17 protein-coding genes are annotated in these 18,771 nt (G+C 69.7%); 11 read left to right on the top strand and 6 right to left on the bottom strand.

The features are described 5' to 3' along the window. The first annotated feature begins 40 nt into the window (after positions 1–40). Entirely contained in the window at positions 41–1,123 is a 1,083-nt protein-coding gene (locus L324_RS15440) for an Rv2629 family ribosome hibernation factor (RefSeq protein ID WP_152546865.1), read from the top strand. A 3-nt stretch (positions 1,124–1,126) separates the two neighbouring features. Here L324_RS15440 and L324_RS15435 read toward each other — a convergent pair whose 3' ends face one another. Beyond that, positions 1,127–1,486 (bottom strand): arsenate reductase family protein, encoded by a 360-nt coding sequence (locus L324_RS15435; RefSeq protein WP_037307869.1) that lies wholly within the window; start codon positions 1,484–1,486, stop codon positions 1,127–1,129. Between the two features lie 91 nt (positions 1,487–1,577). On the opposite strand from L324_RS15435, the gene L324_RS15430 reads away from it, so the two are divergent. After that, on the top strand, positions 1,578–2,147 hold the full coding sequence (locus L324_RS15430) for a YdeI/OmpD-associated family protein (protein WP_037307866.1): 570 nt from the start codon (positions 1,578–1,580) through the stop codon (positions 2,145–2,147). Position 2,148: 1 nt separating this feature from the next. Here L324_RS15430 and L324_RS15425 read toward each other — a convergent pair whose 3' ends face one another. Beyond that, positions 2,149–3,354: a PP2C family protein-serine/threonine phosphatase gene (locus tag L324_RS15425; protein WP_037307863.1), complete on the bottom strand. Its 1,206-nt coding sequence runs from the start codon at positions 3,352–3,354 to the stop codon at positions 2,149–2,151. A 138-nt stretch (positions 3,355–3,492) separates the two neighbouring features. Between L324_RS15425 and L324_RS15420 the strand changes: the two genes are divergently transcribed. From L324_RS15420 to L324_RS15385, 8 genes are all read left to right on the top strand, one after another. Continuing rightward, a complete protein-coding gene (locus L324_RS15420) occupies positions 3,493–5,550 on the top strand; it encodes a hypothetical protein (protein WP_037307860.1) in 2,058 nt (685 codons plus the stop codon). A gap of 116 nt (positions 5,551–5,666) precedes the next feature. Continuing rightward, positions 5,667–6,086 carry a DoxX family protein gene (locus L324_RS15415; RefSeq protein ID WP_037307858.1) on the top strand — a complete coding sequence of 140 codons (420 nt, stop codon included), beginning with the start codon at positions 5,667–5,669 and terminating at the stop codon, positions 6,084–6,086. 417 nt (positions 6,087–6,503) lie between these two features. Next, positions 6,504–7,796 (top strand): sugar ABC transporter substrate-binding protein, encoded by a 1,293-nt coding sequence (locus tag L324_RS15410; protein WP_037307855.1) that lies wholly within the window; start codon positions 6,504–6,506, stop codon positions 7,794–7,796. Next, the gene (locus L324_RS15405; RefSeq protein ID WP_037307852.1) at positions 7,793–8,779 is read left to right on the top strand and encodes a carbohydrate ABC transporter permease; all 987 of its coding nucleotides are present in this window, start codon (positions 7,793–7,795) and stop codon (positions 8,777–8,779) included. The genes L324_RS15410 and L324_RS15405 overlap by 4 nt, the downstream gene beginning before the upstream one ends. After that, on the top strand, positions 8,776–9,606 hold the full coding sequence (locus L324_RS15400) for a carbohydrate ABC transporter permease (RefSeq protein WP_037307849.1): 831 nt from the start codon (positions 8,776–8,778) through the stop codon (positions 9,604–9,606). Before L324_RS15405 ends, L324_RS15400 begins: the two co-directional genes overlap by 4 nt. 3 nt (positions 9,607–9,609) lie before the next feature. Continuing rightward, positions 9,610–11,067 (top strand): glycoside hydrolase family 3 protein, encoded by a 1,458-nt coding sequence (locus tag L324_RS15395; RefSeq protein ID WP_037307846.1) that lies wholly within the window; start codon positions 9,610–9,612, stop codon positions 11,065–11,067. A gap of 207 nt (positions 11,068–11,274) precedes the next feature. Beyond that, positions 11,275–13,197: an elongation factor G gene (locus L324_RS15390; protein ID WP_037307843.1), complete on the top strand. Its 1,923-nt coding sequence runs from the start codon at positions 11,275–11,277 to the stop codon at positions 13,195–13,197. A gap of 16 nt (positions 13,198–13,213) precedes the next feature. After that, the gene (locus tag L324_RS15385; protein ID WP_037307840.1) at positions 13,214–14,176 is read left to right on the top strand and encodes an LLM class flavin-dependent oxidoreductase; all 963 of its coding nucleotides are present in this window, start codon (positions 13,214–13,216) and stop codon (positions 14,174–14,176) included. Positions 14,177–14,208: 32 nt separating this feature from the next. On the opposite strand, the gene L324_RS15380 is transcribed toward L324_RS15385, so the two are convergent. The 4 genes from L324_RS15380 to L324_RS15365 all read right to left on the bottom strand — a co-directional run bounded on the left by L324_RS15380 (position 14,209) and on the right by L324_RS15365 (position 18,033). Then, positions 14,209–15,138, bottom strand: a complete 930-nt coding sequence (locus L324_RS15380) for an NAD(P)-dependent oxidoreductase (RefSeq protein WP_081736356.1) — start codon at positions 15,136–15,138, stop codon at positions 14,209–14,211. Positions 15,139–15,263: 125 nt separating this feature from the next. After that, on the bottom strand, positions 15,264–16,001 hold the full coding sequence (locus L324_RS15375) for a GNAT family protein (RefSeq protein ID WP_037307837.1): 738 nt from the start codon (positions 15,999–16,001) through the stop codon (positions 15,264–15,266). Positions 16,002–16,055: 54 nt separating this feature from the next. Next, a complete protein-coding gene (locus L324_RS15370; RefSeq protein WP_152546864.1) occupies positions 16,056–17,150 on the bottom strand; it encodes a glycosyltransferase family 4 protein in 1,095 nt (364 codons plus the stop codon). An 82-nt stretch (positions 17,151–17,232) separates the two neighbouring features. Next, positions 17,233–18,033 (bottom strand): inositol monophosphatase family protein, encoded by an 801-nt coding sequence (locus L324_RS15365; protein WP_037307834.1) that lies wholly within the window; start codon positions 18,031–18,033, stop codon positions 17,233–17,235. 17 nt (positions 18,034–18,050) lie between these two features. Between L324_RS15365 and L324_RS15360 the strand changes: the two genes are divergently transcribed. Beyond that, positions 18,051–18,758, top strand: coding sequence for a creatininase family protein (locus L324_RS15360; protein ID WP_037307831.1), 708 nt, complete (start codon positions 18,051–18,053; stop codon positions 18,756–18,758). Positions 18,759–18,771: the final 13 nt, after the last annotated feature.

The following is an 18,771-nucleotide window of genomic DNA, read 5'->3' as shown; positions in this document are numbered from 1 at the left end:
GACCCTGGAGGGAAGCGTGGACGTCACAACGCTTCGGGAAGTGACAGCTCGCGACGGGCCGTTCGCCTCGGTGTATTTCGACAGTTCGCACGACACCGAGGACGCCGCGGCCCAGCTGGACCTGCGCTGGCGGGCCATCCGGAACCGGCTGGCCGAAGAGGGCGCACAGGAACCGACGCTCACAGCGCTCGACGCGGCGATCGGCCGCACGCCGCCGCCCCGGGGCAAGGCGGGACGGGTCCTGGTGGCCAGCGGTGACGAGGTCGTCCTCGACGAGCGTTTGCCCGAGCCTCCTCCTCGCGAGATCGCGCGAGTGGCGCCGCAGCCGTATCTGGTTCCGCTTCTCGAACTCGCGCCGCCCACCCTGCCGCACGTCGTGGTGGTCGCGGACAAGACGGGGGCCGATCTGCTCGCGGTCGGCGAGCACGGCGTCGAGGAGCACACCGTCCAGGGTGAAGAGCACCCTGTGCACAAGGTCCGCGGCGGCGGTTCGGCGTACTGGAACATCCAGCACCGCGTCGAGGCCGTCGTCGAACGCAACGCCACGGAAATCGCGCGGAAGGCGACCGAGCTCGCCGACTCCCTCGGCACCGCAGTGCTGATCCTGGCGGGCGAGGTACAGGCGCGGACGGCGGTGCGGACCGAATTCCCGCCGCGCATCAGGGAAAAGCTGGTCGAGATCGAGGAAGGCGCCCGTGCCGAGGGCGGTGATCCGGAGGCGTTGGAGGCCGAGGTCCGGCGCGTGCTCGCCGACCACGGCGAACGCCGTCGCCGTGCGGTGATCGACCGCTATCGGCTCGAGGAGGGCCGGGACGGCGGGCTGGCCGCGCGCGGCCTCGCCGAGACCACCGCGGCTCTGCGCTCGAGCGCCGTCGCGACCCTGTTGATCGACGCCGACTCGCTGGCCGATCGCACGGTGTGGACGGCGGCGGACCCGACCCAGGTCGCGACCGACAGGGAGCACCTGCGGCTATCGGAGACCGGAACCGCGGAGACCATGGACGACCGCCGCACGGACGAGGCCCTGCCGGCCGCCGCGCTGGCCGAAGGAGCGGACATCGTCCCCGTCAGCGGCGAGGGCCTGCCCGACGGCGTCGGCGCCATCCTGCGGTTCGTGCCCTAGCCCTCAACCGGGAAGAACGGACTGGACGGCCTCCGGCGTCCGCGCGACGACCGTCGTGCCGTCGTCCGCGGTGATGATCGGCCGCTGGATCAGCTTCGGATGGCTGACCAGCGCGTCGATCCACCGATCGCGGTCGGCCGGTTTCCGGCCCCAGGTCTTCAGCCCGAGTTCCTTCGCGATCGCCTCGGTGGTGCGGGTGATGTCCCACGGCTCGAGTCCGAGCCGCTTGAGGACGGCTTTCAGTTCCTTCGCCGTCGGTGGTTCCTCCAGGTACTTCCGCACGGTGTACTCGGCCCCGGCCTCGTCCAGCATCGACACCGCCGACCGGCATTTGGTGCACGCCGGGTTCACCCAGATCTCCATCTCGGGCCACCTCTCCTCGAAAAGTGCTCAGTCGATGAGCACTTTGCCGCCGATGATGAACATCAGACGGTACGACGAGAGGAACCCGGCCATGGACGAACCCACCTTCACCGCCACCACCCCCGCCGAATGGCGCGCCTGGCTGGCGGAGAACGCCGACAGCGAGAAGGAGGTCTGGCTGGTCATCCCGCACAAGGACAGCGGAATCCCCGGCATCCGCATCCACGAAGCGATGGAGCAGGCGCTGTGCTTCGGCTGGATCGACGGACTGCACCGCAAGAACGACGCCACCAGTTCCCGGCTGCGGTTCACCCCGCGCGATCCCCGGAGTTCGTGGAGCCGGGTCAACCGCGAACGGGCCGCCCGCCTGATCGCCGAGGGACAGATGACCGCGCGGGGCCAGGCGATGATCGAGCTGGCGAAGGAGAAGGGCCGCTGGCAGGTCGTGCCCGACGGCGAAGGCGTCCCCGAGGATCTACGGGTCCGGCTCGACGCCGACGTGGCCGCCCGCACCCATTTCGAGAAGTTCCCGCCGTCGTCGAAAAGGCTGATCCTGGAATGGATCCTGACGGCGAAGAAGCCGGAGACCCGGGAGCGGCGGATCGCCAGGACCGTCGAACTCGCGGCCGTGAACCGCCGCGCGAATCACCCGGTCCGGTGAGTCAGTTCCGCTCGCGCCTGGCGATGAGGAGGGCGATGTCGTCCTGCGCGGCCGTCGTGCCGACGAGCGCGGCCATCACACGCGCGCACACCGCGCCCGGCTGGTCGGCGGTGACCACGTCGGCGAGCCGCTGCAGCCCGACGTCGATCAGGTGATCCCGTCGCTCCACGAGACCGTCGGTGTAAAAGGCGAGCAAGCCGCCGGGCGGCAGGTCCACGACCGTTCTTCGGCGCTTCGGCCCCGTGACACCGATCGGCGGGTCGACCGGGACGTCGACGAACGCCGACGGAGCGCCGGGCACCGCGAGCACCGGGGGTAGATGACCGGCCAGTGAGATCGCCATGCTGTCGCGCGAAGCCTGCATCAGCCCGTACACGACGGTGGCCAGCGCCCCCGGCTCGAAATGGTGAACCTTCCGGTCCAGTTTGGTCAGGACCTCCGCCGGGTCGTCCGATTCGAGGGCGTAGGCGCGAAGCGCGCTGCGCAGCCGCCCCATGATCACGGCGGCGTTGAGACCGTGCCCGGCGACGTCGCCCATCACGATGCCGAAGCGGTCCCCCGGCAGGGGGAACAGGTCGTACCAGTCGCCGCCGACCCCGGGTTCGGTACCCGGCACGTACCGCGCGCCGAACTGCATCCCGGCGACGGTCGGCAGCCGTCCCGGCAGGAGACTCCGCTGGAGCGCCGCCGCGGCCGCACGATCGGCGGCGGAGACGTCGAGCTGGACAGCCAGCGCGAGCCGCGCGGCCACCAGTCGCAGCAGTTCGACGTCGGCCTCGACGAATTCGCGCGGCGTCACCGAGCCGACGTGCAGCACGCCGACCAGCTCGTCGCCGGACAGCATCGGCACGCCGAGCATGGTGCGCAGACCGCGCTCCCGCAGCAGCGCGTTCACCACGGTGGTCTCGTCGACCTGGTCGAGGACCACCGGGCTCCGTTCCGCGGCCACCCGGCCGGCGAAACCCGCGCCGACGGGGACCCTGACGTCCTGGAAGACTTCCTCTTCGATCCCCGAGGCGGCGATGGCGTGCAGCACCTGCGCCTCCGGCTCGTGCCGGAGCACCGTGGCCGTGTCGACCCCGAACACCTCACGCACCCGCTCGAGGATCGTCGCGATCACCTTGCCGGGGCCGAGGTTGGCCAAAGCGGTGTCGGTGATGGCTTCGAGCACCTGGAGCCGGTCGTCGGCCGTCGAAGTCTCGGACATGCGCTGAGCCTAGCCAGTCCGGTCACCCCCTGTCGTCCAGCCCGCCGCCGGTCCGCCACGAACCGCCCGAAAGCAGGGCCATGGCGGAAGTCCGGGAGTTAAGATCCGGCGTCGACGTCATGTTCTGGGGGCAGAACCATGGAAGTGGATCCACGCCGCGCGGACGCGGGCGGCACCGGCTCCGGCGGGGCCGAAATCACCCGGCTGTGCCGGACGCTGGTGCCGCTGGCGGCCGACGGCAAGTACGCCGAGGCGGCGGCCGCCTACCGATGGGTGACGCGGGCCTCGACCGGGGACGCGCGCCCCTACGGTGATCACGCGCTGCGGCTGGAGTTCTGCGCGCTCACCGGCAACGAGCACACCGGTCTCCCACTTCTGTCGCTTTTGGACGGTGTCGGCGATCACGGGGACGCCGTCGGCAGGCTGGAGTTCTTCGCCGCGGCGGCGCTGCTCACCCGACGGTTGACCGAAACGGGATACGGCGAGATCCGGTTTGTCCTCAACGGACCGTACGACGGCCTCACCCTGCGCCTGCTGTACCGCCGGATGCGGGCGGCGGCGTTGGTCGAGGCCGAGGAACTCGACGAGGGCGAAGGTGAAGGCAGCACCCACTTCACCGAGTACGCCAAGGAGAAGATGGCCGCGGAACCGGTCGCGGACTTCGTGCCGCTCCTGCCTTCCGCACTCCCCCGTGTCCCGATCCTGCCGCCGCCGGACCTGTCGGCGGAGGAACTCGTCGTCCGGGCCGAAATCCACAATCACCGGTGCGAGCCGGACGAGGCGCGGGCCTGTCTCGCCGCGATCGGCACCGTCGAAGAGGAGATCGCCCCGCGACTGGCCGAACTGCGCGCGGTCTTCTTCCAGGGCGGCGACACCGAAGAACGGTTGCGCCGCGCGGCCGCCGGATTCCGGCGCCAGGGCGACGAAGCCCGGTTCCTGCTCAACCAATGCTGGCTCGGCCTCTGGCTGGTCTTCGACGACCAGGCCGAGACGGGGGTCGCGCTGACGACGGTGGCCGCGGCGCGGTTGCGCGCCGGGACCGACGACGTCGCCGCCGGCTGGGGCGAATACTGGCTGGCGCACGTACTTTCCGGACAGGGCCGCACTCCCGAGGCGTACGAGGCCTTGCATCGCGGAGCGGAGCGGGCCCGCTCGGCGGGCGATCCCCTGCTCCTCGGCACACTGCTGTGCCTGGAGGCGTCGCTGCGGAACGGCGACGGCGAGGATCCGGTGCCCACAGTGGATCTCGCGCGGGCGGCCATCGACGCCTTCATCCTCGGGAACGTCGGCGAGAAGGCCGTCGAAGCCGTCGAACAGGCTCGCATCGCCTACGAGCGCGCGGGATCGCTCGACGAACTGGACGTCTTCGTGGAACACCTGCTCTCGACGCTGCCCGAGAGCGGCCCGGAGCGGCTGCGGGGGCACCTCCTCCAGCTTCGGGCGATGTCCCTGATCGGCACCGGCCGGTTCGCCGAAGCGGTCGACGACGCCTACGTGTCGCTCGGTATCGCCGCGTCGAGGGGCAAGGACAGCGCGGAACACTGGTACCTCCTCGTCACCGCGCTGCACGGTTCCTGCTGCTTCGACGAGGTGCTCGATGTCGCGCCCCGCGCCATCGACCTGCTGGCCGGGCTGCCGGACTGGGGACAGCGCTGCCGGTGGATGTACGCCGACGCCTACCGCGCGCTCGGCGAGTCGTCGCGCGCCTTCGACGAATACGCCGTCCTCGCCGAAATCCTCCAGGAGTCGGGCGACACCGGGCATTCCTACATCTCGGTGAGCATGGCCGCCGCCGAACAACTGGATCTGCTCGGCTACGGCGCGAACGCCGCCGATTTCTACGCGCGGGCCGCCGACGCGGCGGTGGCGATCGGCGGCGGCTACGTGGCCGCCACCTGCCGTAACGCGGCGACGCTTTCCCGGCTGCGGTCCGGCGACCTCGACGCGGCGCTGACCGCACTCGACGCCGCGGAGACCGCCGTGCACGCCGTGGAAACCGAAGCCGCGCCCGCCAGGGAACGTCTCGTCGCCCAGCTCGACCACGTCGCCGCGCACGTGCTCAGCGCCGCGGGCCGCGTCCGGGAAGCCGCCCGTCGCGCACTCCGCGCGGCCGAAACCTTCCACCGGATAGGCGAGGCCGAGTCCGCCCGCGACGTCGACCTGTTGCTCGAACGGATCCTCCTCGGCGAGACCTGACGCCGCATCGAGAGGACTGAACGCGTTCTTTGGCCTGGACGGCGCGGAATGAGAACGCGTTCAGTCCTCTCGATGCGGTCTTGCGGGCCCTCACCGGCTGGAGAAGGATGCCCGGCATGCCCGAAGGAGCCAGCGCCACCCGAAGCCCGTCGATCGGCACGATCGTGGTGTGGATCGTGCGCGTCGCGCTTGCCGCCGAGTTCCTCTACAGCGGCTATCTGCTGTTCGCGGGCGGCCACACCGAACAGACCTTCGCCGAGATCGGGCTCGGGCAGTGGCTCCGGTACGTCACCGGCGTCCTCGAGGTCGGCGGCGCGATCGGCCTGCTCGTCCCCCGACTCGGCGGCCCGGCGGCGCTGCTGCTCGCCGGGGTCATGGTGGGCGCGAGTGTCACCGAGCTGTTCATCCTCACCAACGGCGGCCCGGTGCTCCCGCTGGTCCTGCTGATCGTCTGCGCGACGCTGGCGTGGTTCCTGCAGGACCAGACCAGGGCGCTCCTCGGCATCGAACCACCTCTCGACGACGAGGACTACTGACCCGAGAGCTGAAGGGCGCTTTCCCCGCATCCGATGCGGGGAAAGCGCCCTTCGCCGCGTGAGATGCGGGCAAGGGCCCCTTCAGCCCGGCGAGCGCGACCCCCATCGGACCGGAGTGGCGAACGCGAGCCCGGTCTTCCGCCGAACAGCCCTGAGCGTTCCGCCGGATGCCCCGATCACCGGGACGGTCAACGAGAAACCGCATGTCAGCGCGCCTCGCGACAACCTGACGAGGGTCCACGAAATGCGCCCTCCAGCGTGATCATGCGCTCACACAAGGTGAAAGATTGCGGCTCGTTTACAACGAACCGGCCACCTGCTTGACAGTCGGAGTGGTACGTACCACGCTGCCCGCATTGGTCTACACCATTTTGTGGGAGCCCGGCACAGTGGCCGGGCATCGAAAGGACGGCACGAGTGAAGCGCTGGCTCAAGATGGCTGCGGGCGCCGCCGCCATCACCCTCGCGACGGCGGGCTGCGCCGGTTCCGGCAGTGGCGACAGCACCAATTCGAGCGCCCCGGCCTCGAACGGCACGCTCACGGTCTGGCTCATGACCGGGACCGCCCCCGAAGCTCTGACGAACTCGCTCCACAAGGAATTCGAAGACGCGCACCCCGGCGTCAAGGTCAAGTACGAGATCCAGCAGTGGAACGGCATCCAGCAGAAGCTGACCACCGCGCTGGCCAGTGACAACCCGCCGGACGTGATCGAGCTGGGCAACACCCAGACCCCCGCGTTCGCCAACCAGGGCGTGCTCGCCGACCTCACCTCGAGCGTCGCCGACTTCAACGGCGCCCAGTGGCTCCAGGGGCTCAAGGCCTCCGGTGAATTCGACGGCAAGACCTACGGCGTCCCGTTCTACGCGGCCAACCGTGAGGTCATCTACCGCAAGGACATGTTCGAGCAGGCGGGCATCACCGCGACCCCGAAGACCCGCGCGGAATGGCTCGACGCGATCACCAAGCTCAAGGCCAAGTTCGGCAGCGACCCCGAGTTCCAGGCGCTCTACCAGCCTGGCCAGAACTGGTACGAACTGCTGTCGTTCATCTGGGACGAGGGCGGCGACATCGCCCAGGCCAACGGAAAGTCCTTCAAGGCCACGCTGAACACCCCGCAGGCCAAGGCCGGGCTGGAGTTCTACAAGCAGCTCACCGACGCTTCGGGCACCAAGGCGCCGAAGGACGCCGACGAGGCCACCCCGCAGCAGGCCGGCATCTACGGCGCGGGCAAGGTCGCGATGATGATCGGTGTCCCGGGTGAGGCCGACACCGCGGCGAAGACCGACCCGTCGATCAAGGAGAAGTCGGGCGCCTTCCCGATCCCGGGCAAGACCGCCGACAAGTCGGCCCCGGTCTTCCTCGGCGGCTCGAACCTGGTCATCCCGGCCAACAGCAAGAACGCGGCCGCGGCCAAGGACTACGTCAAGCTGTTCTCCACCCCGAAGTACCAGACCGAGCTGGCCAAGGCCGGTTACGTCCCCGGTACCTCGACCGACGTGTCCGCGCTCGACTCGAACCCGCTCACCAAGGTCATGGCCGAGGCGTCCAAGAACGGTCGCGCCGTGCCGACCAGCCCCAAGTGGGGTGACGTCGAATCCGGCCAGAACCCGATCAAGGACATGCTGACCGCGTACCTGACCGGAACGAAATCGCTCGACCAGGCGACCGCCGACGCCAACGCAGCGCTCGACAAGCTCATCGGCGGATGACCACGACAAAAGATGTGACGACGCCGGCGGGGTCCTCCCCGCCGGCTTCGCCGCGCATCAAGCCGCCGAAGTCGAATCGGCGCCTCCGTCTCGGCGAACGGACGGCGCCGTATCTGCTGATCCTTCCCGCGCTGATCGCGATCCTGGTCCTGCTGGGCTGGCCGACGCTGCAGCTGGTCGGGATCAGTCTCCGCAAGCTCGACCTCCGTGAGCTGGTCTCCGGAGACATGGTCTGGGTCGGGTTCGAGAACTTCTCCACGATCCTGTCCGACCCCGAATTCTGGGAGATCACGGTCCGCACGCTGGTGTTCACCGCCGCGGTCGTGATCACCACTTTGCTGCTCGCGCTGTTCATGGCGCTGCTGATGCGGCATCTCAACCCGGTGGTCCGGGTGATCCTGCAGGTCGCGCTGATCCTCGCGTGGGCGACCCCGGTGGTCGCGACGACCACGATCTTCCAGTGGATCTTCGACCAGCAGTACGGGATCCTGAACAAGACGCTCGCGAAACTCGGTTTCGAGGAGTTCATCGGGCATTCCTGGTTCTCCACCGGCCCGAGCACGCTGACCGTCATCGGCCTGCTGGTGGTCTGGCAGGCCGTGCCGTTCGTGGCGTTCACGTTGTACGCCGGGCTTCTCGGCGTCCCGAAGGAGCAGTACGAGGCCGCGGGCATCGACGGCGCCAACGCCTGGCAGGCGTTCTGGGCGGTCAGCTGGCCGGCGATCCGGCCGATCCTGACCATGGTCACGTTCCTGTCGGTCCTGTGGGACTTCAAGGTCTTCGCCCAGGTGTGGGCGATCCGCCAGGGCGGGCCGGACGGCGCCAGCACGACGCTGCCGGTCTACATGTACCTCAAGGGCCTCGCGGGCAACCACTTCGGCCTGGCGGCGACCGCCGCCCTGCTGATGATGCTCGTGCTGATCCTGCTCACCGCCCGGTACGTACAGCTGCTGGTGCGCACGAAGGAGGCCGACCTGTCATGAGGAAGTCCCTGACCCAGCGGATCGGCCTCGGCACGCTCGGCGTGGTCGTGGCCCTCCTGTTCGTCTTCCCGACGTACTGGATGGTCACCTCCTCGCTGAAGACCCCGGGCGAGGTCCTGTCGCCGAGCTACGACCTGGTTCCGCTTTCGGTGACGTTCGACAACTTCGTCTCAGCGCTGACGAAACCCGGCTTCACCACCTACCTCGCCAACAGCCTGATCGTCACGATCGGCGCGGTGCTGTGCTCGCTCGTTGCGGGCGTGCTGGCCGCGGTTCCGTTGTCCCGCATGCGTTTCCGCGGGCGCAAGGGTTTCCTGCTGCTGGTGCTGGTCGCCCAGCTCGCGCCGTTCGAGGCGCTGCTGATCCCGATGTACCTGCTGATGCGGGACGCCGGGCTGCTCAACCAGCTGCCTTCGCTGCTGCTGGTGTACTTCGCGGCGACGCTGCCCTTCACGTGCTGGATGCTCTACGGCTTCGTCAACGGCATCCCGTACGACCTCGAAGAGGCCGCGATGATCGACGGTTGCAGCCGGGCGGGCGCGTTCCGCCGGGTGACGCTGCCGCTGCTCGCGCCGGGACTGGTGACCACCTCGGTGTTCAGTTTCATCACCGCGTGGAACGAGTTCCTGTTCGCCTTCGTGTTCATGCGCGACCAGAACATGCAGACGCTGCCGGTGTGGCTTTCGTCGTTCCGGACGGCGTTTTCCGTGGACTGGGGCGGCATCATGGCGGCGTCGGTCATCTACGCCGTGCCCGCGCTGGTGTTCTTCATCATCGTCCAGCGCAAGCTCGTGTCCAACCTGACCGCAGGCGCAGTGAAGGGATAATCCTTGTCTTCACCGGAAAAGCTCGCTGGATCCGTGCTCGTGTCGGGCTTCGACGGCACGACCGCGCCGGACTGGCTGCGGCGCAAGGTGGCCGACGGCCTCGGCGGCGCGATCCTGTTCGGCCGCAACGTGGTCGACGACGAGCAGGTGGCCGCGCTGAGCGCGCAGCTGCGGGCGGAACGGCCCGACGTGCTCATCGGCATCGACGAAGAGGGCGGCGACGTCACCCGGCTCGACGTCGCCACCGGCTCGTTCGTCCCGGGGCCGCTCGCGCTCGGCGCCGCGGACGACGTCGAGCTGACGGCGTCGGTCGCGGCGGCACTCGGCGAGCGGCTGGCCGCGTGCGGGGTCACGATCAACTTCGCCCCGTGCGCGGATCTGACCCTGGCCGCGGAGGATCCCTCCATCGGGGTCCGGGCGTTCGGTTCGGATCCGGTGAAGGCGTCGCCGCATGTCGCGGCGTACATCACCGGCATGCAGAAGTACGGCGTGGCCGCGTCGGCGAAGCATTTCCCCGGGCACGGGGCGGCGACCGACGATTCGCATCACTCGTTGCCGGTCCTGCCCCGCACCGAGGCGGAACTGCGCGAGATCGAACTCGTCCCGTTCCAGGCGGCGATCGCGGCGGGGGTGCGCGCGGTCATGACCGGGCATCTCGTCGTGCCCGCGTGGGGCGACCTGCCCGCGACGCTCAACCCGAAGGCGCTGACCGACGTCCTGCGTGGCGAACTCGGCTTCACCGGCGCGGTGGTCACCGACGCGCTCGACATGGGTGCCATCGCCGGTGAACTGGGCAAGACCGAAGGCGTCGGCCGGGCGGCGGTGCGGGCGCTGATCGCCGGCGCCGACGCGCTCTGCCTGGGCGGTGTGTCGTTCGAAGAGGACGAACTGAACCGGATCGCGGCGGTGATCGCGGCCGCGGTCCAGGCCGGTGAACTGCCGCTGGAGCGGCTGGCCGAGGCGTCGGAGCGGGTCGCCGCACTCGGCGCTGCACCGGCGCCGACGCCGATCACCGCGCCTGACCACCGGCTCGGCATGGAGGCGGCGCGCAAGGCGCTGCGGATCCAGGGTTCGCCGAAGCTCGCCGGGCCGCCGCTGGTGATCGACATCGAGACCGAGCCGATCGTCGCGGCCGGTCCGATGCCATGGGGCCTCGGCCCGCATCTGACCGGGCTCGTACCCGGCACGCGGGCGCTCAAGGTCACCGGGGACGGGATCGCGACCGCGATCGACGCCGTCCACGGCGCGCGCGACCTCGTCATCGTGACGCGCGAGGCGCACCGGCACCCCGAGGTCCGCGAGTTCCTGGCCTGGCTCCGGGAGTCGGGCGGGGAGTACATCCGCGTCGAGACCGGAGCGCCCGGGCCCGAAACCGACGGCCCGCGGATCGACACGTTCAGCGGGTCCTACGTCAGCCTCCGCGCCGCCGCGGAGTACCTGGCCGGCGAGCACCTCGCCTGACCCCTTCTCGCATTTCGTCCTCTGGTTGCGGTACTTGCGCGCGCAAGGACCGCAACCAGAGGACGAAATGCGTAATTCGGTTGCGCCGTGATGGCCGCCGGTGCTGTAGTCGGGAAGATCGATTCCCGGCCTAGGAGATGATCGTCTTGCCCGTGTCCGAGTCCTTTCACCAGGTAATTTCCGCCTACCGCAAGGACAAGACACTTCGTGAAGACCCTCAACCTGGGGATTTTGGCGCATGTTGACGCCGGGAAGACGAGCCTGACCGAGCGGCTGTTGCATACGGCCGGGATCATCGGCGAGCTGGGCAGCGTCGATGACGGCAGCACACAGACCGACACACTGGCACTGGAACGCGCCCGCGGGATCACCATCAAGGCGGCCGTGGTGTCGTTCGCACTCGGCGACGTCACCGTCAACCTGATCGACACCCCCGGCCACCCCGATTTCATCGCCGAGGTCGAACGCGCGCTCGCCGTGCTCGACGGCGCCGTCCTGGTGCTGTCGGCGGTCGAAGGCGTCCAGGCCCAGACCCGCGTCCTGATGCGCACGCTGCGACGGCTGCGCATCCCGACCCTGCTGTTCGTGAACAAACTCGACCGGCGCGGCGCCGACCCGGACCGCGTGTTCCGCGAGATCGCGGCGAAGCTCACGCCCTCGGTCGTCGCGATGGACCCCGCCGAACCCGAGCGGGTGACCGACCTGCTGGCGACCCTCGACGAAGACTTCCTGACCGGCTACCTCACCGATCCGGACGCGTTCACCCCGTCGCGGCTCCACACCGAACTCACCGCGAAAGTGGCCGAAGGGCTCGCGTATCCGGTCTACTTCGGATCGGCGATCACCGGCGCCGGCATCGACGCGCTCCGCGACGGTATCGAGAACCTGTTGCCCGCCAAGGAAAGTACCGCCGACGGTCCGCTGTCCGGCACGGTGTTCAAGGTCGAACGCGGCCCTGGTGGCGAGAAGATCGCCTACGTGCGGCTGTTCTCCGGCGGCCTCGCCGTCCGCGACAAGGTCCCGCTCGGTGACGGCGAAGGCAAGGTCACCGCGATCAGCGTCTTCGACAACGGCTCCGTCGTGCCGTCGGGCTCGGTCGGTGCCGGGCGGATCGCGAAACTCTCGGGCCTCGACGTCCGGATCGGTGACGTTCTCGGCACCCGTCCCGGTCACGTTCGGGAAGCCCTGTTCTCGCCGCCGACGCTGGAGACCGTCGTCTCGCCGGTGCACTCGGCCGAGCGCGGGCCGCTGCACCAGGCGCTGACCCAGCTGACCGAACAGGATCCGCTGATCGGCCTGCGGCACGACGAAATCCGGCAGGAGACCTCCGTTTCACTCTACGGCGAAGTACAGAAGGAGGTCATCGAGGCGACGCTCGCCGACGAGTACGGCATCGCCGTCACGTTCAGCGAGACGACCACGATCTGCGTCGAACACGTCTCCGGTTCCGGCTCCGCCGTCGAACTCATCGGCAAGGCACCGAATCCCTTCCTTGCCACGGTCGGGCTGCGTGTCGAGCCCGGTCCGCCGGGGAGCGGGATCACGTTCCGGCTGGAGGTCGAACTCGGCTCGATGCCGTATTCCTTCGTCAAAGCCGTGGAGGACACGGTGAAAGAGACCCTGCGCGAGGGAATCCACGGCTGGGAGGTGCTCGACTGCGTGGTCACGATGACGCATTCCGGTTACTACGCCCGGCAAAGCCATGCACACGGCACCTTCGACAAGAGCATGTCCAGCACCGCCGGGGACTTCCGCGGGCTGACGCCGCTGGTGCTGATGGCCGCGCTGCGCGAAGCCGGGACGACCGTGCACGAACCCCTGCACCGGTTCACCCTCCAGGCCCCGGCCGACACACTCGGCGCGGTCACCGCGTTGCTGGCGCGGGCACGAGCCGTCCCGCGGACGACGCTCACCCGCGCCGGGACGGCCGAACTCGACGGCGAGATCCCGGCGGCGAAAATCCATGAGGTGCACCAGCTGCTGCCCTCGGCGACCCGAGGGGAAGGCGCGATGGAGACCGTCTTCCACGGCTACCGGCCCGTCCGAGGTCCGGCGCCGTCGCGCCCGAGAACCGACCACAACCCGTTGGACCGCAAGGAATACCTGCTGCGCGTGCTGCGGCGCGTCTGAGAGAACGGAGAACGTCATGGTTTCACGGCTCGGGGTCAGGATCCCGCGGGAACTGCCCGCCGCCCGCCTCGTCGGGCTGGCCCGGCGCGCGGAGCAGGAGGGCTTGGACGAGGTTTGGATCGTCGAAGACTGCTTCTACGCGGGTGGGATCGCCACGGCGTCGGCGGTACTGGCGGCGACCGAGAAGATCACCCTCGGCATCGGCATCATGCCCGCGGTGGCCAGGAACCCGGCCATCGTGGCGATGGAGATCGCGGCGCTGGCGGAGCTGTACCCGGGACGCCTCATTGCCGGGTTCGGGCACGGCGTGCCGAGTTGGATGCGGCAGATCAACGCGTGGCCGAAGTCGGCGCTCGCCGCGTTCGAGGAGACGCTGACGGTCGTCCGGCGGCTGCTGGCGGGTGAGCGGGTTTCCTTCGAGGGCAAGCATGTCCGGCTGGACGAAGTCGAACTGGAGTTCCCGCCCGCCGTGCCGCCGAAGCTCATCGCCGGCGTCCGCGGCCCGAAGTCCCTCGCAGCGGCGGGCCGGGTGGCCGACGGGACGCTGCTGGCCGAACCGGCGACCCCGGAGTACGTCCGCGCGACGCGGGACCTCATCGGCGTCGAGGGTCATTCGATCGCCACCTACAACTGGCTGGCCCTCGACGGCGATCCCGAGCGGGCCCGCGAGCGGGCGCGGGCCGACGTCGCTTCCGCGATCGGGCCGGACTCGGGCCCCGCGCTGGCGCCGCTGGACTTCGGCGCCGAACTGCTGGCCGAGGTCAAGGCCGCCACCGACCGGAAGGATCTGGCGCGGCGGCTGCGTCCGGAGTGGATCGACAGGCTGAGCATCAGCGGCTCACTCGACCGGTGCGCCGAGCAGATCCGGGGCCTGTACGCGGCCGGGTCCGAGTCGGTCATCCTGCTGCCCTTGCTCGGTGAGCCGGAAGAGGAGTCGTTCGCCGCCGCGGGCCGGATCGCCGCCGCCCTGCGCGGCTGACCTCCCACCGCATTCAGAGGACTGAACGCGTTTCACTGACGCATTTCGTCCTCTGGATGCGTCTTCGGGCGGGTCTCGAGGGGCTCGGGGGTCTCGAGGGGTTCCAGGGTCTCGAGGGCTTTGACGACGGCGACCATGTCCGCCTCACCGAAGCCGAGTCGCGCGGTCTCGGCGTAGAGGGCGCGGGCGGCTTCGAGCAGCGGCAGCGTGAGTCCCGCTTCCCTGGCCGACGCCGCGATCAGCTCGACGTTGGCCAGGACGTTCGCGATCGATGCCTGTGGCGCGAAATCCTCGTCCGCCAGTTTGGGGGTCTTGACCCGCAGGATCGGGCTCGCCAGCTGCCCCGCACCGAGGACGCCGGTGAGCAGCCCGAGATCGAGCCCGTGCGCACGGGCGAAGTGAACGGTCTCGGCCAACCCGGTCACGACCGCGGTCAGCTGCACGTTGACCGCCAGCTTCATCAGGAGCCCGTTGGGTACCGGCCCGCAGTGCACGGTTTCCCGGCACAACGGTCCGAACAGCTCCCGGACCTCCTCGATCGCGCCGGGATCACCCGCGAGCATGGCGACCAGCTCGCCGGCCTCGGCCGGGACCCGCGATCCGGAAACCGGCGCCTCCACGTACTTCGCCCCGGCCGCGAGGAGGTCGGTCTCGAGTCCGCGGGAATGCTGCGGCGCCGTCGTTCCCATGTGGACGATCGTGCGGCCTCGCACCCGCTCGGCGAACGCGGGCCCGCCGCGGTCGAGCACGGCGTCGACGGCTGCCGCGTCCTTCAGCATCAGGATCACGACATCGCACCGCGTGAAGAGTTCGGCCACGTCTTCGACGGCCTCGGCCACCTGGTCCGCTTTCCCCGGGGTGCGATTCCAGACGAGCAACGGGACTCCGGCCCGCGCCAGGTTCCGTGCCATCGGCCCGCCCATACTGCCCAACCCGGCGAAACCGACTCGTGAGATACCCATGGACCCACTGTGCGGCATGGCCGGGAGCCGCTGTGGCCGATGCGACCTTCCTGCCGAAAGTCGCGAGGAATGCCTCGTGAGTGGCAATGACGGTTAGAACCGTCATTACCACTCACGAGGGCCGGTCAGAACGGATGCTCCATCCAGACGTTCGCCTCCACGTAGACCCCGCAGTCGCGCTCGACGTTCGCGTGCACCGGCGCGATCCCGCCGGGGATCACGTTGTCTCCGTCGGCGAGTTTGACGCCGGTCCACGTGCGCCAGTCCGCGATCGAGCCCGAAATGGTCACGGCGAACGGGCAGACCTTGATCATCCGCGCGCCCAGCCGTTCGTGGGTGCGCATCCAGCGGTCGGCGAACAGCCCGTCCTCGCGCCGCCGGGCGGCGTAGGAGTCCATGGGCACGTCCGGCTCGTCCTCCTTGCCGATCGGGCGCACCGAGACGATCAGCCGTTTCAGCCCCGTCTCGGCCGCCCGGGCCTTGAGCGCCTTCAGCATCGGCGTGGACAGGCCCGTCCCGCGCAAATGCGGGGCGACGACGACTTCGAGCGCGCACAACGTGTCGGGCGCGCGGCCGTCCATGAGATCCTGCGCGGCCCACTGGATCGCCTCGTCCCAGCCGTGTTCCGGCAGCTCGGCGCGGTCCTCCGCGGGATAGGTCAGCGGCACCGAAAGCGCCCGCGCGATCGGCACGCCGTCGTCGTCGAGCGCGATCAGGAAATAGCGGGACCAATGCCGCAGGAATCGCTCCGGCGTGATCATCTTTCCGCTGAAGCCGCGGTAGATGAACTCACCCCCGACATCACCGAGATTCAGCGCGGGATCGAGGAGATCGGGACGGGAGGCAAGATCGACGATTCGCATGCCGCCCAGTCAACCGAGCCGATGATCGGCCCGATAGCTGCTTCCGGGCGATGATCACGCCAGCTGACGCGGCGTGGCCTGCAACCGGGAAAGGACGTCGGTGAGCCTTCCCGCGGCGACGTCCCATTCTTCGAGGACGCTGCTCCGCGCGAGCGCCGACGTCCGCAGGGAGTGCCGGAGTTCGGCGTCGAGCGACCAGCGCAGCAAGGCCGTCGCGAGGGCCGACGGGTTGTTCGGCGGCACCAGCAGGCCGGGCACACCGCCGCCGGGTGCCATGCCGAGCGCGTCGTGCGCGCCGGCGGTTTCGGTGGTCACCACGGGGATCCCGCGTGCCAGCGCCTCGGCGACGACGATGCCGGACGGGCCGCCCCTCGACGGCAGGACGAGCAGATCCGCGCCGTCGTAGACCAGATCGAGGTCGTCCGGCGGCTGGATGAGGCTGATCCGGGAACCGAGCCCGAGCCGTTCGACGGTCCAGCGCAACTCGTCGACGTAGCCGGGGTCGTGGTGCATCGCCCCGGCGAACACGCATTTGAACGCCAGTTCGTCGACCGTCGAGAGTGCCTGGATCAGTACGTCCTGGCCGTGGCGCGCGGTCATCGGCGCGAGACAGAGCAGCCGGGATACGCCGTCGGCGCCCGCGGCGAGCGGGGCCGCGTCCGTGCCCGGCGTCGCGACGTAGACGCGGGTGGGGTCGAGGTCGTGCCGGTCGATCAGATGCCGCGCGAGCCACGGCCCGGTGGCGACGACCATGCCTGCCAGCCGCAGGGTCTCCCGTTCACACGCGTCGAGTTCGGCGGCCTGCGCCGGATCGAGCACGGGGTCGTCGGCGAGCGGCTGGTGCACCAGGACGGCCAGCCGCAGCCGCCGGGCGTGCGGGATCACGATCTCCGGGACGCCGCAGGCGACCGTGCCGTCGATCAGGACGACGGTGTCGTCGGGCAGCGCGGTGAGCGAACGCGCCAGCCGCGACCGGGACAACGGCCCCGGCATCGGCCATTCGCCGGCGATCGGCAGTTCCAGCAGCGGAAGGCCGGTGGCGGGAAGGTTCTGGCACATGCGGCGGTCGTACTCGCCGCTGTCCTCCTCCCCATCGCCCGGCAGGACGAACACCACCGGCTCGGTGCCGCGAACAGTCGAGGTGAACACGGAGGACCTCCAGGTGCGGACGACGAACCGGCGGACGCCTTACTAGGGGACACGGATGTCGCGCCCGGACGGTTCACACCGGTTAGGAGGAATTTCGGCCGTGCACGCGCGCGATCGCTTCCACGAGGTCGTCGCGCAGCCCGGCGCCGACCGCGATGGTGGCCGCCGAGCGCACCGTGTGCTCACCGCCGTCGGTGTCGACGACCACTCCCCCGGCCTCGCGGACCAGCAGGACCCCGGCCATCGTGTCCCACGGCTTGTTGGCGAGGATGACGGTCGCGTCGAGTTTGCCGTGCGCGACCCAGGCCAGGTCGACCGCCGCGGAGCCGAGGAACCGGATCCGCTGGACACGGCCGCCGAGTTCGGCCAGCAACGCCATCCGGACCCGGTTCTTGACCTCCGCGCCCTCACCGACCGCGAAGTCGCCGACGGAGACGATCGCGTCGGACAGCTTCGTCGCTTTGGACGCTTCGAGACGTTCTTCGCCCTCGTACGCGCCCTGGCCCTCGGCCGCGGTGTAGGTGACGTCGAGGAACGGCAGGGAAATGGCCGCGACAGTGCTCTTCAGACCATCGACGAGACCGAGCGAAACACCGCACAACGGGATTCCGCGCGCGAAGTTGGCCGTGCCGTCGACAGGGTCGAGCGCCCACCACAGGTCTTCGTTACCCGCGTGCCCGCGCTCCTCGCCGAGGATGCCGATCTCCGGCGTCTCGCGTGCCAGGAATTCGCGCACGGCGTCTTCGACGGCGAGGTCGACGTCGGTCACCATATCGCGATCACCTTTGGCCGCAACGGAAAACGACGTCATCGAGCGGATGATCCCGGTCGCCCTGGCGACGGCCTCGCGGGCGACGGACAGCAATGCGGCGTGGTCGGTCATAGGGTTACCGTAGCCCGGTGAACCTGTTCCCGACGGCCACGACGGCCGACGAGCGTGCCCGAAGCGCCGACGTCGCGGTGCTGCCGATCGGCAGTTTCGAGCAGCACGGCGCGTACCTCCCGCTCGCCACCGACGCGGTGATCGCGACGACGATCGCCGACGCCCTCGCCGACGCGTATCCGGTGCTGCGGCTCCCGCCGATCACGATCGGCTGCTCGCACGAGCACGCCGACTGGCCGGGGACGGTCAGCATCTCGGCCACGACGCTGTACGCCGTGGTGAACGACGTCGCCGCCTCGCTGCACCGATCCGGTGTCACGAAGCTGGTGCTGGTCAACGCGCACGGCGGCAACTACGTGCTGTCCAATGTGGTCCAGGAGTCGACGTCGCCGATGGCGCTCTTCCCCGGCGTCGAAGGCTGGCAGGCGGCGCACGACGCGGCCGGGCTGGAGACCTCGCTCGACAGCGACATGCACGCCGGCGAGCTGGAGACGTCCCTTTTGCTGCACGCGCATCCGTCGCTGGTGCGGCCCGGTTTCGCGGCGGCCGATCACCTGGCCGACGACCGGCGGCATCTGCTGACGGTGGGCCTGCGGCCCTATTCGGAGTCCGGTGTGGTGGGACGCCCTTCGCTGGGCACGGCGGAGAAGGGCCGGCTGGTGCTGGAGTCGCTCGTGCGGAGCTTCGAGGCGACCTTGGCCGCGGTGCGAGGAAAGCACCCGTGACGTACTGCGGGGG

The organism is Amycolatopsis orientalis DSM 40040 = KCTC 9412 (genome assembly GCF_000478275.1).
Lineage (GTDB): Bacteria > Actinomycetota > Actinomycetes > Mycobacteriales > Pseudonocardiaceae > Amycolatopsis > Amycolatopsis orientalis.
Note: the sequence above shows the minus strand (reverse complement) of the source record. Positions and strands in the feature narration are given on the sequence as shown.